This is a genomic window from Alteromonas gracilis, assembly GCF_043642145.1.
GTDB classification, from domain to species: domain Bacteria; phylum Pseudomonadota; class Gammaproteobacteria; order Enterobacterales; family Alteromonadaceae; genus Alteromonas; species Alteromonas gracilis_B.
Genome location: NZ_JBHZRZ010000001.1, coordinates 864,317 through 879,561, shown reverse-complemented (window position 1 = coordinate 879,561; position 15,245 = coordinate 864,317). Strand labels below are relative to the sequence as shown.

The 15,245-nt window shown below is 43.1% G+C and carries 15 protein-coding genes; 13 read left to right on the top strand and 2 right to left on the bottom strand.

Annotated features, from left to right (window positions below):
* The 6 genes from ACHUFN_RS03825 (at position 1) to ACHUFN_RS03800 (ending at position 5,503) form a co-directional block, all read left to right on the top strand.
* Positions 1-2,583: an ATP-binding protein gene (locus ACHUFN_RS03825; RefSeq protein ID WP_394220970.1), complete on the top strand. Its 2,583-nt coding sequence runs from the start codon at positions 1-3 to the stop codon at positions 2,581-2,583.
* A 203-nt stretch (positions 2,584-2,786) separates the two neighbouring features.
* Complete coding sequence (gene rpsP / locus ACHUFN_RS03820) at positions 2,787-3,038, top strand: 30S ribosomal protein S16 (RefSeq protein ID WP_131095552.1); 252 nt, start codon at positions 2,787-2,789, stop codon at positions 3,036-3,038.
* Between the two features lie 23 nt (positions 3,039-3,061).
* Entirely contained in the window at positions 3,062-3,583 is a 522-nt protein-coding gene (rimM, locus tag ACHUFN_RS03815; protein WP_394220969.1) for a ribosome maturation factor RimM, read from the top strand.
* Complete coding sequence (trmD, locus tag ACHUFN_RS03810; RefSeq protein WP_394220968.1) at positions 3,584-4,345, top strand: tRNA (guanosine(37)-N1)-methyltransferase TrmD; 762 nt, start codon at positions 3,584-3,586, stop codon at positions 4,343-4,345.
* An 18-nt stretch (positions 4,346-4,363) separates the two neighbouring features.
* A complete protein-coding gene (gene rplS / locus ACHUFN_RS03805) occupies positions 4,364-4,723 on the top strand; it encodes a 50S ribosomal protein L19 (RefSeq protein ID WP_024015986.1) in 360 nt (119 codons plus the stop codon).
* A 129-nt stretch (positions 4,724-4,852) separates the two neighbouring features.
* Positions 4,853-5,503 (top strand): trimeric intracellular cation channel family protein, encoded by a 651-nt coding sequence (locus tag ACHUFN_RS03800; RefSeq protein ID WP_394220967.1) that lies wholly within the window; start codon positions 4,853-4,855, stop codon positions 5,501-5,503.
* 105 nt (positions 5,504-5,608) lie between these two features.
* On the opposite strand, the gene ACHUFN_RS03795 is transcribed toward ACHUFN_RS03800, so the two are convergent.
* Positions 5,609-6,325 (bottom strand): enoyl-CoA hydratase/isomerase family protein, encoded by a 717-nt coding sequence (locus ACHUFN_RS03795; RefSeq protein ID WP_394220966.1) that lies wholly within the window; start codon positions 6,323-6,325, stop codon positions 5,609-5,611.
* A 426-nt stretch (positions 6,326-6,751) separates the two neighbouring features.
* On the opposite strand from ACHUFN_RS03795, the gene ACHUFN_RS03790 reads away from it, so the two are divergent.
* The 7 genes from ACHUFN_RS03790 to ACHUFN_RS03760 all read left to right on the top strand — a co-directional run bounded on the left by ACHUFN_RS03790 (position 6,752) and on the right by ACHUFN_RS03760 (position 13,856).
* A complete protein-coding gene (locus ACHUFN_RS03790; protein ID WP_394220965.1) occupies positions 6,752-7,840 on the top strand; it encodes a 3-deoxy-7-phosphoheptulonate synthase in 1,089 nt (362 codons plus the stop codon).
* A gap of 59 nt (positions 7,841-7,899) precedes the next feature.
* Positions 7,900-9,054: a bifunctional chorismate mutase/prephenate dehydrogenase gene (tyrA, locus tag ACHUFN_RS03785; protein ID WP_394220964.1), complete on the top strand. Its 1,155-nt coding sequence runs from the start codon at positions 7,900-7,902 to the stop codon at positions 9,052-9,054.
* Between the two features lie 45 nt (positions 9,055-9,099).
* Positions 9,100-10,392, top strand: coding sequence for a pepsin-like aspartic protease (locus ACHUFN_RS03780; protein WP_394220963.1), 1,293 nt, complete (start codon positions 9,100-9,102; stop codon positions 10,390-10,392).
* A gap of 30 nt (positions 10,393-10,422) precedes the next feature.
* Entirely contained in the window at positions 10,423-11,193 is a 771-nt protein-coding gene (locus tag ACHUFN_RS03775) for an SAM-dependent methyltransferase (protein ID WP_394220962.1), read from the top strand.
* Positions 11,193-11,696 carry a GNAT family N-acetyltransferase gene (locus tag ACHUFN_RS03770; protein WP_394220961.1) on the top strand — a complete coding sequence of 168 codons (504 nt, stop codon included), beginning with the start codon at positions 11,193-11,195 and terminating at the stop codon, positions 11,694-11,696. Before ACHUFN_RS03775 ends, ACHUFN_RS03770 begins: the two co-directional genes overlap by 1 nt.
* Positions 11,697-11,862: 166 nt before the next feature.
* Positions 11,863-12,075 (top strand): hypothetical protein, encoded by a 213-nt coding sequence (locus tag ACHUFN_RS03765; RefSeq protein ID WP_394220960.1) that lies wholly within the window; start codon positions 11,863-11,865, stop codon positions 12,073-12,075.
* A 20-nt stretch (positions 12,076-12,095) separates the two neighbouring features.
* On the top strand, positions 12,096-13,856 hold the full coding sequence (locus tag ACHUFN_RS03760; protein WP_394220959.1) for a tetratricopeptide repeat-containing diguanylate cyclase: 1,761 nt from the start codon (positions 12,096-12,098) through the stop codon (positions 13,854-13,856).
* A 54-nt stretch (positions 13,857-13,910) separates the two neighbouring features.
* On the opposite strand, the gene pheA is transcribed toward ACHUFN_RS03760, so the two are convergent.
* Positions 13,911-15,092, bottom strand: coding sequence for a prephenate dehydratase (pheA, locus tag ACHUFN_RS03755; protein ID WP_394220958.1), 1,182 nt, complete (start codon positions 15,090-15,092; stop codon positions 13,911-13,913).
* Between the last annotated feature and the right edge of the window lie 153 nt (positions 15,093-15,245).

Sequence of the window (15,245 nt, the reverse complement as noted above, 5' to 3'; positions counted from 1 at the left end):
ATGGTCACGAGTAATGTGCGCTATGCCAAAGAGTTTGAGCAGTGTGAACAAGAAAATTTAAGGCAAACAGGGGCATTTCAGTATGGGATGCATGTTCTTGTATTCAAAGAGAATCAGATGGTTGGTTTCTCTGAAGGGGTTGATGAAAAGCTTAAGGCGAGGGCGCAGGCTGTTTTGCCTTTAACAGGAGAAAAGTTTGCTGATGGGCCTCACGAAATTATTAAAGATTCTTCAGGGGGGTTGTGGTTAAAGCATAATAACAACGGTTATACATTTTTAGAATTTAGTGAAAACAAGAACGCCAATCCTATTGTCGATAAACAATACTTAAATGAGTTAGATAACCTAGATGTAGCAAACGTATGGAAATGTGCAGACCACGTATGTCAATTTGTCGCCGATAATATTGATGCTGAGCGCATAATGATTTACCAGTTTCATGAAGACTGGTCAGGCGAGGTGATAAGTGAACGAATAGCGGAAGGCACAGAAAGCTTTCTTGGTCTTAGGTACCCTCCAACCGATATACCAAAAATAGCAAGGAACCTTTATTTTGCGTTGAAAACGCGACATCTGTTTAATGTTGAACCTGCTACGGCACTTGTTGTTGAGCCTGAAAATATTGACGCGAAAGACATTGATCTTTCTTTTTGTTTATCAAGGAGCATTTCGCCTTTTCACATAGAGTACCTAAAGAATATGGGCAGTGCCAGCACGTTGTCTTGCGCCATCATTGTCGAAGATAAACTATGGGGGCTGCTTTCGCTGCATTTCGCCGAAAAAAGGACAGTAGATATAAACGAGTTCGTTTATTTTCAGCAAATGGCTAGCGGCTTGAATAAGGCGTTTGAGCGAGCCATTCATGAACAACAAAAAATAATGACAATGCGTAGTCAAAATGCAGTGAATCGCTTAATGCAAAAGGTAGAGGAAGAAGTCGAACCTTTTCAAACTCTTATATTGTCTGACGTCGCGTTGCATAAACTGTCTGGTGGTCAAGGCATCTCTTTGTTCATAGGAAATGAGATATCCAGTTTGGGAAACATACCTAAGCAAAACGAACTGCTTAAAATGAGAGATCACCTCGCCAACGGGTTCGAAGTTGGATGTTACTTTTATGAACAGTCACCTTTCGCGTTCAAATTGTCGAATAATGTTGCGGGAATGGCTATTTATATTCTAAGTAACGCGCCTTTTTGCGCCATCGTTATATATCGGAAAGGGCTGAATCAGACGGTAACGTGGGGCGGAGATCCAAGGCATTATGCACAGGAAGAAGACGGAGTGTTGCGCTACACTCCAAGGCAAAGCTTCAACAAATGGGTAGAAAACGTTGAAGGACGCTCTGCTCCATGGAGTGTTCAACACAAAGAAGCAATAGAAAAGGCATTTGAAGGTGTAAAAGCGTTTTTAGAAGTTGATAACCCCGAGTTGGCAATTTTGTTACGCAGCGGTATGCGCAGAGCACTCAAAAAGAGAGAGAATTTACGCTCAGTGGCAACCGATGTTATCGACAGCATCACTTCGGGTATTGCTATTGGCATTGAGCAGGGAGCTACGTCGTCCAACGCTGTCGTGGCAATTAATAACGTTACCGCTGAATCATTCAATATTAGTCACTCTGATTTTTTGGGCGCCTCGTTTGACGAATTCTCTAACTCAATAGGCCTGGATTGGGACAAATCTGTGGGCGCAGATAACCCAATAACCATTAACACAGCCATCAACGGCATTAGAGACGTAACAGTGCGGCAAGGCTTACTTTTTGAATACTTCGATATAGCGTGCCCTAAAGAGAGCCTTATGCGCTTAGTCATTTACGAATTTATAGATATTACTGAAGCGACGCGTATAAAAAACTCGTTAATAGCGGCAAGAGAGAAAGCAATAACCGAGAACAATCTTCGAAACGAAATGATGGCAAAGTTATTCCATGAACTTAAAACGCCGCTACATGGGTTGTTGGGGCTGTCTGATATTATGCGTAAGCGGTTTGAAGTTAACGATGACTTTAAGAACAAGGCATTAATGGACTCGCTTCATCAGTCGGCTTCTTTAATGCGAGATGTTGTCGAATATTCACTTAAAAGCTCGTCGTTAGTTGATACGGTAGACGAGCGTAATTTTCGAAGACTATCGATAAACAAACTCATTAAGGAGATCGCCACGCTGGTACAGCCATTAGCTGACAAGAAACAGGTTTCAATAGATACGGAATTGGGCAGTGATATCTGCGTTAACATAGAGCCTCGAGGTATACGGCAAGTGCTTATAAACTTGATTGAAAATGCCATTAAATACAATATTGAAGGTGGCTCTGTGAAAATTAGCACCGAGTTGTCTGATTATGGGCGTATGTCTATTGTGGTTGAAGATACTGGTAATGGCATGACAACAGAGCAAATCAACAAATGTACACAACCTTATCAGCGCTTCTCAAACCTAGATGGTTCAGGGCTCGGTTTGTCAATCGCCGAGGCCCTAATGAGAAATATGGGCGGGCAGTTTGAAATATCGTCGAAAGTAGGTGTTGGCACTAAAATTACCGTCTCAATGGGAGCAGAAAGCGATATCGCTGCCTGATTCCGCTTCTTTTAATACTCATGGGTGAGCGTGGCGAACAGTTACAACGTTTAGCACGCGCTCAACATGATAATAACTCACATAAAACTTGCAATTGACTGGTGTATCCGTATAATTCGGCGGCCTTCTAATTGGCGTCTAATTTTTAGACGTTGAAAGAAGGCTTAAGTTAACGGTAACGCTACAACGAGTTTGAGGCATTTATGGTTACTATTCGTTTACAGCGTGGTGGCGCGAAAAAGCGTCCATTTTATCAACTAGTGGTGGCTGATAGCCGTCGTGCAAGAAACGGTCGTTTCATTGAAAACATCGGTTTCTTCAACCCAACTGCACAAGGTCAAGCGGAACGTCTTCGCATCGACCTAGAGCGTGTTGAATACTGGGTTGGCGTAGGCGCGAGCTTATCAGATCGCGTTTCTAGCTTGGTAAAAGAAGCGAAAAAATCTGCAGCGTAAGCTGTTATTAACTGGTGGTATAGATGAGTCTAGCGTCTGACAAAGTGATTGTTGGCAAAATTGGCGCACCGTACGGTGTTAAAGGTTGGGTCAAAATCAACAGCTATACAGAAACGCCAGAAGGTATTTTTGAGTACGCGCCATGGTTTCTTGGCGAAGAAAAAGAATACGAAATTGACCAGTGGCGACCGCACGGTAAAGGCCTCGTTGCAAAAATTGTGGGCGTTGATAGTCGAGACGATGCCGAGCGCATCAAAAACTTGGATATCAACATAAATGCTTCACAGCTGCCTGATTTAGGTGACGAAGGGGTTTATTGGCGTGAGCTCACCGGCATGAAAGTAGTAACAACGCAAGGTTACGACTTAGGTGTGGTGAAAGAAGTATTTAATACAGGGGCTAACGACGTGATTCACGTTAAAGCGAATGTAGGCGATGCTTTCGGTCAAAAAGAAAGACTTTTACCTTTTGTATTCGACGAAGTCGTACAAGAAGTAGATAAGGAAGCGAAGGTCATTAAAGTTGACTGGGACCCGGGGTTTTAAGTGACACCGGAAAAGTGGTTTGGCGTTGTTAGCCTGTTTCCAGACATGTTTGCCCCGTTTACCCAGCAGGGTGTAATAGGCAGAGCAGTTAAGTCTGGAACGTTATCGGTTGATACCTTCAACCCCCGTGACTTTACACATGATCGCCATCGTACAGTAGACGATCGCCCCTACGGAGGCGGCCCCGGTATGCTGATGATGGTAAAACCGCTTACCGACGCAATACAAGCTGCCAAGAAAGTTGGCGGTGAAAAAAGTAAGGTGATCTACTTATCACCACAAGGGAAACCCCTTGACCAAGCAGGCGTACAGCGCCTTGCTAGCATTGACCGCACAATTTTAATTTGCGGTCGATATGAAGGCATCGACGAGCGAGTAATCGAAAGCCATGTAGATGAAGAAGTGTCTATTGGTGATTACGTGTTAAGCGGCGGTGAACTGCCAGCAATGGTCCTTATGGACGCGGTTGCTCGATTAGTTCCTGGCGTGTTGGGGCATAAAGCTTCAGCAGTTGAAGATTCTTTCACTGACGGTCTTTTGGATTGTCCGCACTATACGCGGCCCGAAATACTCGATGGTCAAAAGGTACCTGACGTGTTGTTAAGTGGGGACCATGAAAAAATTAGGCAGTGGCGATTGATGCAGTCATTAGGTAGAACCTGGCAGCGTCGCCCTGAATTGTTAAATCACCTAGCTCTGACTGAGGAGCAGCAGCGTTTGCTTGAATTATTCCAAGCGCAACTGCAGCAAGATGACAGTTAACTAGGACGAGAGGATATGATGAGCAAAGTCAGTCAAGATATCATCAAAAAAATCGAAGAAGCACAGCTAAAGACTGATGTTCCTGCGTTTGGTCCAGGTGACACAGTAGTTGTTAAAGTTCGCGTTACCGAAGGTGACAAAGAGCGTCTTCAGGCTTATGAAGGTGTTGTTATCGCTAAACGTAACCGTGGTCTGCACTCGTCTTTTACCGTGCGTAAAATTTCTAGCGGCGAAGGCGTTGAGCGTGTGTTCCAAACACACAGCCCGGCAGTTTCTTCAATTGAAGTTAAACGTCGCGGTGCGGTTCGTCGTGCTAAGCTTTACTATCTACGTGAGCGTTCAGGTAAATCTGCACGTATCAAAGAGAAGCTTAACTAAGATTACTAATCCTTGCGTTATTGTTAACTTCGAAAAAGCCCGCTTCAAGCGGGCTTTTTTGTGCCTGTAATTCGATCTTTTTACTACTGTTCTCAATACAAACATTAAGGTTTCTTAATAGAATGAAGAATGAGTTCAGATTACTTTATCGTGCTAGGAATTATCGGCGTAGCCTTTTTTGCAGTATCCGGTGCGTTGTTGGGTCATGACAAAAATATCAATGGTTTCGGTATTGTCGTTGTTGGCGTAATGACTGCCTTAGGTGGCGGCACTCTACGAGACTTACTTTTAGGTAAACCTATCTTCTGGGTGGAAACGTCTGAATATCTACTTGCTACTTATTTAGCAATATTTGCTACTGTTCTATTCGTTCGCTACTTGCCATCACCTTCAAATTTTTACTTCATATTTATAGACACCGTTGGGTTAGCTATCTTCAACGTTATGGGTATAGAAAAAGCGCTGATTAGCGGGGCTAGCATGATAGTGGCGCTAACCATGGGTATGACGACCGGAATTTTTGGCGGTTTAATGAGGGACGTCGTGTGTAGAGAAGTGCCCTATGTAATGCGTGGTGATGTTTATGCTAGTGCGTGTTTTGCTGGGGGGCTAACTTATGCAGCGTTGTTTGCTTTCGACATTCCTTATATTTGGTGTATTTTAGGCTCCATTTCCGTAACCGTATTATTGCGAGTTGCATCATTGCATTGGGGAGTGAAAATCGATTTATTTAGAAAGCGAACGCCAAAGGCCGATAAAATGCACAAAAATGAAACCTAGTTTGTTCTACGCCGAGTTAAAGGCTAAGTGCAACTCATAGTGAAACGCATTGTAGTGCGCTTCACTAAATTGTAGTACGCTTCGCTATGGTGTTCAGTAATGTACTTATGCCATAAGCGAGAGCGCCTCAATTAATGGCTTATTTTCTTCATCGATAGTGTGGATAATATGTTTGTGAAGGCGTTTTTTGTGTTCACCGAAAATACCTCGCTTTTTATCAAAGGTTTTTGCGTAGTTCAGCGCGCCTTCCATCAGGGTTTCTTGGGTGTCGTAAGCCTTTTCTACAACGTTATCTTGCTCTAATTCTTTGCCCGAAACTCGTCTTCCAGAAAGCTTCATTTCGTTGAACCTATGGTACGGCATCGCTTTTTTCACAAACTCAATCATACCTGGAAGAAATGGAATTGACAGATCCACTTCTGGGAAACAAAAGAAGCCTTTATCTGAGCGCATGAATCTAAAATCACAGGCGCAGGCTAAAATTGCTCCATTGCCAAACGCGTGACCGTTTACAGCAGCAATAACAGGAAGAGGGTAGAGCAACAGTGCTTTAAACACGTCATCCATGTCATGCATAAACTGCTTAATTTCTTCAGAGCGAGCTGCTTTCATGGCTGGCATTAGCCAGTCGGTATCGATACCCAAGCTAAAACATTTCTCGTCACTTGAGGTGATCACCAGCGCTTTGCAGTTTTCGTTATTTTTGATGGTGTCTAATGCAGAAAGCATTTCTTTTGCAAAAAGAGGGTTGTGACGGTTTTCTCCATTTTGCATGGTTAAAATGGCAACGTCGCCTGTGTAGGTAATGGCTAAATTTTGCATTGATTTCTCATTATTATTCGGTTGTTAGAATGATACAAAATCTTGACGGTTAATGAAAAATTTAGCTTATTTATGTTGAGCAATTATCAATACAAGTCTGTAACAGCCACTTGGGCAATGGCGAATACTTAAAAATTTGGAAAGTACAACGTCTATGAATGTACTAAACCTCACAGTTGGTTAAAAAATGTTCTTGTAAAGGTTGATGTTGCCAAGTGGTCATGTCCATTCACTTCGAATCTACCCTAGAATAAAGTATTATTCGTAATTACTTGCGCTATTACGCTTTAGTTGCTAAAAAGTCAATGACGTTAAAGAAATATAGAAAAAGCTGGCTGTATAATAAGGTTTACATGCATATTGCGTACTCTTTTGGCGTTTTAATTTCCGTTTTTTATTTGTAGTTAAGAGAGTAAGAGAACTCCCATGATCAAGGACACCGTTAATAATGTTCACGTAAGTACCGAAGATGTACTTATTACCCCAGAGTCGCTAGGTACTGAATTGCCTGTTTCAGACAAAGCGTTAGCAGCTATTTCAGAGTCTAGAAAAACTGTTTCAGATATCATTCATCGTCGTGATCACAGATTACTTGTAGTATGTGGACCGTGCTCCATTCACGATATTGAAGCCGCGAAAGAATATGCGCTTAAGCTTAAAGAGCTGCATGAGTCTTGCAAAGATACGCTGTTTATTGTGATGCGTGTTTATTTTGAAAAACCGCGCACTACAACTGGTTGGAAAGGGCTAATTAACGACCCACATATTGATGGCACGTTTGATATTGAAACGGGTCTTCGCAAAGCAAGAGAACTACTTATTTGGTTAGCAGAATTAGAATTGCCTGTAGCTACAGAAGCGCTAGACCCAATTAGCCCTCAGTACCTTGCAGAGCTGTTCAGTTGGGCTGCCATCGGTGCGCGTACATCTGAATCTCAAACGCACCGCGAGATGGCCAGTGGTTTGTCTATGCCAGTAGGCTTTAAAAATGGTACAGACGGAAGCCTAGATATTGCAATTAATGCCCTTAAATCTGCGGCATCGGGCCACCGTTTTATGGGAATTAATAAGCAAGGCCAAGTAAGTATTATCGGGACCAGTGGAAACCCTGATGGTCACATAATTCTTCGTGGCGGCAAGCAACCTAATTACGATTCGGTGTGTGTGTCTGAATGTGAAATCGAACTTCAGGACGCAGGTCTCACAGCGGGGTTGGTTGTTGATTGTAGCCATGCTAACTCGTCAAAAGATTACCGTCGCCAGCCTTTGGTCGCGCAGAATGTGGTCAATCAAATTTTAGAAGGTAATCAATCAATCATTGGCGTAATGTTAGAAAGCCATTTGAAACCCGGAAATCAAAAAGCCGAAGGTAAAAAACCTGAAGAGCTAGAGTACGGTGTTTCAATTACAGATGGTTGTATAGACTGGGAAACTACAGAAAACTTAATTGCTCAAACCAGAGATAAATTAATAACTGTGCTACCCTTACGCCAAAATAAGCGCACGGTGGCATAAGCAAGCGTATTGCTTTACTGTTAATACACCCGTGCCATTTGATTCAAGGACAAGACATAATGGCCGATTTATCGCAGCAGTTAAAGAAGCTAGATACGCTGCGTGAAGGTATCGACGAGCTGGACTCTCAGCTTGTCGAGTTACTCGCAAAACGCAATCAAATCACTACTCAGGTAGGCCAGATTAAAGCCGAAGCTGGCATGCCCGTGTATGTGCCTGAAAGGGAAAAAGCGCTGATTGCATCTCGACGCGCTCAAGCAGATGCTCTTGGCGTTTCGCCCGATTTAACCGAAGATTTATTGCGTCGCGTAATGCGAGAGTCTTATCACACGCAGAATAATAAATATCGCTGCGTAAAGCCCGACGCTGACAACGTGGTTGTTATCGGTGGGGCTGGCGCGCTTGGCCGCGTTTTTGTAAGCCTGTTTGAACGAAGCAATTACAATGTTTCAGTGGTTGAAAAAGATGACTGGGATAATGGCAGAGCTGCGTCGCTGTTAAGTTCAGCATCGCTGGTAATTGTTGCTGTGCCTATCAATTTAACAGAAGCTGTCATCAGTAAGCTTACCATGCTACCCGATGACTGCGTGCTTGCAGATATAACAAGTATAAAAGCGAAACCGCTTGAGGCGATGCTGAATGTTCATGTTGGCCCCGTTGTTGGCTTGCACCCCATGTTTGGCCCTGATGCTCCGGGTATGATTAAACAGGTCGTAGTGGTATGTAATGGGCGAGACAGCGACAAGTACAGCTGGCTTATTGAACAGATGAGGATATGGGGCGCCACCGTACACGACTCTACGGCACAAGAGCACGATCAGGCTATGGCCTATATTCAGGTTATGCGCCACTTCAACACCTTTGTTTATGGGCAACACTTAAAAGGTGAAGATCCTCACTTAGAGTCGTTAACCATGTTCAGCTCTCCCATCTATCGGCTAGAACTAGCTATGGTAGGGCGATTGTTCGCTCAGTCGCCACAGCTCTACGCTGACATCATTTTTAACAACCCCGACAATTTCGCATTGCTACGCCGCTTTTATGAGCGCTTCGGCTTGGCATTGTCTCTTTTAGAAAATGGCGACAAAAAAGGGTTTGTTGAGCAGTTTATGAGAGTGGGCGCATGGTTTGGAGATTATGCGAAGAAATGCTTGGTAGATAGCAAGCAAATGCTGTTAAAGGCTGATGATGGTCAGCTTCTTAGAGATAAATAATACTGTAGTAAACATAATGATAAAGTTCCTTATAGGGTAGGCACCATGACCCAGTCTTTACGCTTGCCCATTACCAACACCTTTGCTGATGGCGGATATAGTGTGAAAGCACATGTAGGGGCACATCAGCAATCAGTGCACTTAATTTTAGACACGGGCAGTTCAACCCTAGTGTTAGGGAACGCCCATTATCACGTTGAACGAGACAGTGACGTAGTGTTCACCTATTACTCTCAAGCAATCAAATATGCTGAGGGGAGTTGGTATGGTCCAGTTATTAAAACTACGGTTCGTCTTGGCATTTTAGGTCATAGCATTTCGCTTCCACAAACCTATGTTGCAATAGCGAAAGAACCACAAAAGTTACAAGAACCTTGTTTTAAAAAGGCTGACGGGATAATGGGGCTAGCCTATCAACCGTTAAATCACGCCTATCGTTGCACTGACAAAATTACAGACGAAATGAGCGAGCAGGCGTTCTTTGATAAAGAGCTGACCGAGCCTAGCGATACAGCAATTGCTAATTTAAAGACATCTGATTATGTCGCGACTACACTACCTAGTTATTTTTCAGAGTTAGAACAACGTCAAATTAACGCCGATAAATTTGCTTTTTGGCTGCATCGTTCAAGTGTCTATAACGTAGATGGTAATTGCCTTCGCGCTGCGCTTGCGCATAGAAAAAATCATGGCTTATTTGTAATAGGTGAGCCTATTTTTCATCGGGATTTATACGCGCCCCCTATTATGTCGGTGAAGGTGCTGCACGATAAGTATTATAATGTGACGCTTAAAGCTATAAGGTGTGAAGGTGCGGCCGCTATCACGGCACCCACACTGGCACCATCGGACAAAGCGCGGTGGTGTTCAAATGCCATTGTAGATTCAGGTGCGACGGTTATTGGCCTGCCTGAATCTTTGTACAACGAAGTAATAGAGCAAATTTACCGCAGTGTCGAGAATGCAAAAACATTGCTTGCGCCGTTTGCAGCTTTTTCTTTAGAAGAGCAAGGAACAGCCTTGGATAAGCTAGACTTGGCGACATGGCCTGAATTAACGTTTGTTTTAGAAGGTGATAACGGTGAAGATGTTTCGCTTTCGCTTCCCCCCGAAGCCTACTGGCAAGTGCATGCTCCTACATTTAATCAAGCGTCATTTAAAATATTTCCGCTGAAGCACTGGCCAAATCAGAGTATCCTAGGCCTACCACTTATTTCTCAATTCTATACCATTTTTGATAGAGGGCAGGGTGCTAATGGTGTTGTGTCATTTGCACGCAAAGTTACGGTAAGTAACACTGTAGATGCGCTTAAACATGTGTTTGAGAAAAATAGCTAAAACCTAATAAAAATGAGAAAGGAAGTATACATGCAACAAGGCAGCTTAGTATGCGTAGGAACCGGAATGATGGTTGGTGCGCATTTATCGCCTATTTGTCAAAGTCACATTGAGCAAGCCGACGTCGTTTTTGTATGTGTAGCTGAACACTATATGGAAGCGTGGATCACGTCTTTGAATAAGAACACGGTAAACCTACAATCGCTCTATGGTGAAGGTAAAAATCGCCACGAAACCTATACTCAAATGATTAACGCAATGTTAGAGCGCGTGGAAAAAGGCGATAAAGTGGTTGGTGCTTTTTATGGGCACCCGGGCGTTTTTGCAAAAGCGCCACACGAAGCGATAGAGATAGCAAAAAATAAAGGGTTTGAAGCTTATATGTTGCCTGGAATTTCAGCAGAGTCGTGCCTGTACGCCGACTTGAGAATAGACCCAGGTGCATTAGGCTGCCACCATTATGAAGCAAATCAATTTCTTTTGTACAAGCGAGCGGTGGATACAGCAGCGTATTTAGTTTTGTGGCAGGTTGGCGTAGCAGGAGATTTCTCGAGTGCTGTGTTTACTTCAAGCCCTGAACAACGAAAAAAGCTTACAGATAAACTGCTATCTATCTACCAAGCAGAGGACAGGGCAATTTTATATGAAGCGGCTACTTTGCCTATCGACGAGTTTAGGGCTTCGGCGATTGCTATTGGCGAACTGCATAATTATGAAATAAATCAGCACACCACGCTTGTTATCCCTCCGGTTGAAAAGCTCGTTATCGATGATGCCGAATATGCAGAAGGCAATAAATAGTGCAGTTCATAACGCCTCGTTTTACCAACGTATTACTAAACCAGCAAGGGAAAGAAGAAACGGCCAAGCTGTACCAAAACAAAAAAGTAATGCGATTAATTGGCGAACCGCTTTCTCAGTTACAGAGTGAAGGAGTGGCAAATACGTTTATAAGGGCAAATGAGAAGCCTTGGCCAGCACAGAAGGTCTGGTCAATCACGTGCAACCAAACCCAAACGTTTTGTGGAATTCAGATGCTATGCAAAAGCGTTGTTGAAAATACTGCCGAGATTGGCATTATTTTAGCGCCCTCAATGAACGGAAAAGGCGCGGCCCGCGAAGCCATGGGTGGGCTTGTCGAATTTGGCTTGGCAAATCTCAACCTTCACGAAATTATAGCTCAATTTAAAAAGCGCCATCTTGCGACAAAGCGCTTAGTGACACAATTGAACTTCAAACAGTCAAATGACAAGCGCATAGTATCTAACAACCCTGATTTAGTTACTTATACTTTCAAACAATAAAACGCTGGATTACATTTAACTTAATAGATCAGGTTTTTTTGGTTACAAAGCTATTGACGTAAATGTGAACTGGTATAACATGTTTAAAAGGTCGTATATTTGATTAACAATCTATCAAATTATTGCTAATCTATTGGCCACTAATAACGATAAGTAGAACACACTAATGAAAGCGCTAAAAGAACTACTAGCTATTGCACAAGACGCATCTAAGCAACGCAACACTGATGTGATTGCCCAATTCAAAGCTGATCACGCCGACGAACTTTCTCAAGAAAAAGAGAAAATGTGGTGTTTGTTAATGCCTGAAGACGAAAGTCAGGATGCCCCTTCTGAAACGCCAGAAACTGATGAAAAGAGCCAGGTCTCTCTTCACTAAAATATGTAGCTTGAACAACAGTGTACAGATTGATAATAGGGGCATTAGTTAGCCCCTTTTTTATTTTTTCGGTAGCCGCAAATGAAGTAGACCAGCAACTGATTGAAGCAGATACTTTGCGAAGTCAAGACGTGGCAGCTTTTCGTGCGTCTTTATCGACGCTTTCTAATAAGGCAGCGACTTTCTCGCCTGCTCAACTTCAATATTTCAACTATCTTACTGCATATAGCATGTCTTACTCAGGAAAGTTGATTGAAGCGGTACCTACGTATGAAAGTGTTTTTCAAAGCGCAACTGACAAATCACTAAAACTGCGCGCTAAGAACTCAATTCTAAATAACTATGCGTTAGTAAGAGACTTCCCCAAAGCACTGCAGCAAATTCCCGATATTGTTCCCTTACTTTCATTTGCACAAGGAAAAGACAAGCATCTCGCTATACTAACTATTGCGCTTTTTTATAATCAATTGGAAGAATTTGAGCAGAGCTTGCAGTATAGCGACCGCGTCATTAATCAAGATCTCTCTTTACGTAACGCGTGCTTAGCCCATAATTTGCGAAGTGAGTCGTTGCACAATTTGGGGCGTTTAGAGCGAGATACACTGGTGAAAACCATTGAAGTTTGCGAAAAAAGCAAAGAGCCCATAGCCCTTAACCTTGCGAAACTTTGGCTTGCTCAACTGATGTTACAGTCTGCTGATGGCGTATCGGCTGCACTCGACTATTTGCTTGCTATTCAGGCAGATGTTGAGAGTACCAACTACCCCAGATTAACATCAGAATATTACACGGCGCTTGCAGAGTCTTACTTTGCCAATAATCTTTATCATAATGCGCAAGAGAGTGCGTTGAAAGGCGCAGAGCTTGCAAAAGGCATGGGATATTCAAAGCCAAGAAAAACAGCATATTATATTTTGTACCAGTCTGCGAAAGAGCAAGGCGACAGTGCGAAAGCGCTAGACGCATACATTCAATTTGCTGAAGCTGATAAAGCTTATCTTGATGAATACAACGTAAAGCAAATGGCGATTCAACAGGCGAAATTCGATAACCTTGAAAAGAACATCGAAATTCAGCTGTTAGATAAAGAGAATAATTTGTTAAAAGCGCAAGCAGCGCTTTCCCGTGAAGAAAAACAAAACCACAGGCTGTTAATCACTCTGCTCGCGTCTATCACAATACTGGTTCTTATGTGGGCAGTAATAAATCGAAAGCTGCATGCGGCATTAAGAGAAAAAGCGCAAACAGACTCGCTCACTAAAGTAGCCAATAGGCATTATTTTACTGAGCTGGCATCAAAAGCGATGAAACGGGCATCAGATAACAACGACGTATTATCTTTTGTCATATTCGACCTAGACCATTTTAAAAAGGTAAACGATAGCTATGGGCACCCTAAAGGAGATTGGGTGTTAAAAGCCGTCGTAAACGCGGTAAAAAAACATTGCAGAAAAGAAGATGTTTTCGGCCGTTTAGGTGGCGAAGAGTTTGGGCTTTTGCTTCCTGGATGCCATGAGGAAAAAGCAAAAGAAATAGCGGAAAATATGCGAGAAAGCATCAGTCAAATTGACACAAGTGAAAGTGGTCACACTTTTAACATTACCGCGAGTTTTGGTATTTCTAGTACCTCGTCATCGAATTTTCAGTTTGAATTGCTTTATGCAAACGCCGATGAAGCGCTTTACAGCAGCAAAAAGCATGGCCGAAACAGAGTCTCAATGTTTCAAGTTCCAGACAACGATAAATTGGGGAACGTGGGGCAGACTTTTCAGCCTGCCTAATTAGGTTGTTCAACACAACTAATCGCTAAACTTGGTGTTTGCAGTGCGCAAGGCCTAGTCGGCCAGTGCGCTTGCTGCTGCTACCTTGGTAGGGCTTATTTCTTCACTTGGGTAGCACCCAAGTACCTTTATATAGCGCGTTATACTGCGCAACGCATCAAGGGCATTTTGAACGGGGCCATCTGACACATTACCTTCAACATCTATATAGAACATTTCTTCCCACGGGTTGCCAGGAATTGGTCGAGACTCCAATTTGGTCATGTTTATACTGTTTTCTCGAAGTACTAATAACGCTTCAACCAACGCACCAGGCTTTTGAATGGTAGACATAACTAGTGTCGTTTTAGCTGGCACTTGCAGCGGTACAACAACAGAGTTACGCGCAACAACAATAAAACGGCTATGGTTTTCTTTCTGATTAGCTAAATTGCTTTTAATTGCCATTAATCCATATAAGTTACCGCCGGCTTCGCTTCCAATTGCCGCGACATCGTCGCGCTTAAGCTCACTCACTGTTAGCATGGCAGACGATGTACTGTCCATAGTCTTCACTTCAATGTTACCAAGCTCTGCGAGGAAATGGCTACATTGCGTGAAAACCTGAGGGTGAGCATATAGCGTTTTTATTTTGTCGATGCTGGTGTTGGTGCCCACTAACAGCGTGTGCCGAATAGGGTGGGTAAGCTCGCCAATAATGCTTAGCTGAGTATGTTGAAGCTGGTCGTATACTTCGTTAATGCTGCCCGACGTAGTGTTCTCAATTGGCAAGACAGCATAGTCGGCTTCCGTATTTTCTACCTTGTGGATAATCTCGGCAAAGCTCTGACAGCCAATCTCAAGAAGTTCTCCGGGGCGACGAGAAAAATACTTCTGAGTGGCAAGGTATGAGTAAGAGCCCTTATCACCTAAAAACGCTACACGATTGAGCGGCAATGCGCTACCTGGGTTAGCACGCTCTGCTAACATTGCCTGCTGATTAAGAACAGAATCTTCAATAATCACATGAAAAACTTGTGTCACATAATGAGGGTCTAGACCGATACTTTGTCCCTCTTTTATTAAGCGTACCAAAAGCTGCTCTTCGCGTTTCTGATCTCTCACAGGAATGTGATGTTTTATTTTCGTCTCTGCAACTTCGTTTGTTAGCGTTCTGCGTTCTGAGAGTAAAGTAAGTAGTTCACTGTCTAAAGCGGTAATGCGCTCTCTTACCGTATCTAATGCGTTGTCTGACATATCATTCCCGTGCGTATCGTGTAAAAATTCTGCTAAAAAAAAACCTCCCTGGTGGGAGGTTTTCATGCATGTAGCCGCGCCTCCCTAATAAAAGGATATAAACGCAAAAAAGAAAGAAGCTACGCGCTGTGTATTCTGTTTCATGAGTTTGAA

Coding starts and splice junctions, on each gene's coding strand:
- pheA (WP_394220958.1), bottom strand. CDS start 15,092: ATGTCAGACAACGCATTAGATACGGTAAGAGAGCGCATTACCGCTTTA.
- ACHUFN_RS03780 (WP_394220963.1), top strand. CDS start 9,100: ATGACCCAGTCTTTACGCTTGCCCATTACCAACACCTTTGCTGATGGC.
- ACHUFN_RS03765 (WP_394220960.1), top strand. CDS start 11,863: ATGAAAGCGCTAAAAGAACTACTAGCTATTGCACAAGACGCATCTAAG.
- rpsP (WP_131095552.1), top strand. CDS start 2,787: ATGGTTACTATTCGTTTACAGCGTGGTGGCGCGAAAAAGCGTCCATTT.
- tyrA (WP_394220964.1), top strand. CDS start 7,900: ATGGCCGATTTATCGCAGCAGTTAAAGAAGCTAGATACGCTGCGTGAA.
- ACHUFN_RS03795 (WP_394220966.1), bottom strand. CDS start 6,325: ATGCAAAATTTAGCCATTACCTACACAGGCGACGTTGCCATTTTAACC.
- ACHUFN_RS03775 (WP_394220962.1), top strand. CDS start 10,423: ATGCAACAAGGCAGCTTAGTATGCGTAGGAACCGGAATGATGGTTGGT.
- ACHUFN_RS03800 (WP_394220967.1), top strand. CDS start 4,853: ATGAGTTCAGATTACTTTATCGTGCTAGGAATTATCGGCGTAGCCTTT.
- ACHUFN_RS03790 (WP_394220965.1), top strand. CDS start 6,752: ATGATCAAGGACACCGTTAATAATGTTCACGTAAGTACCGAAGATGTA.
- rplS (WP_024015986.1), top strand. CDS start 4,364: ATGAGCAAAGTCAGTCAAGATATCATCAAAAAAATCGAAGAAGCACAG.
- rimM (WP_394220969.1), top strand. CDS start 3,062: ATGAGTCTAGCGTCTGACAAAGTGATTGTTGGCAAAATTGGCGCACCG.
- ACHUFN_RS03825 (WP_394220970.1), top strand. CDS start 1: ATGGTCACGAGTAATGTGCGCTATGCCAAAGAGTTTGAGCAGTGTGAA.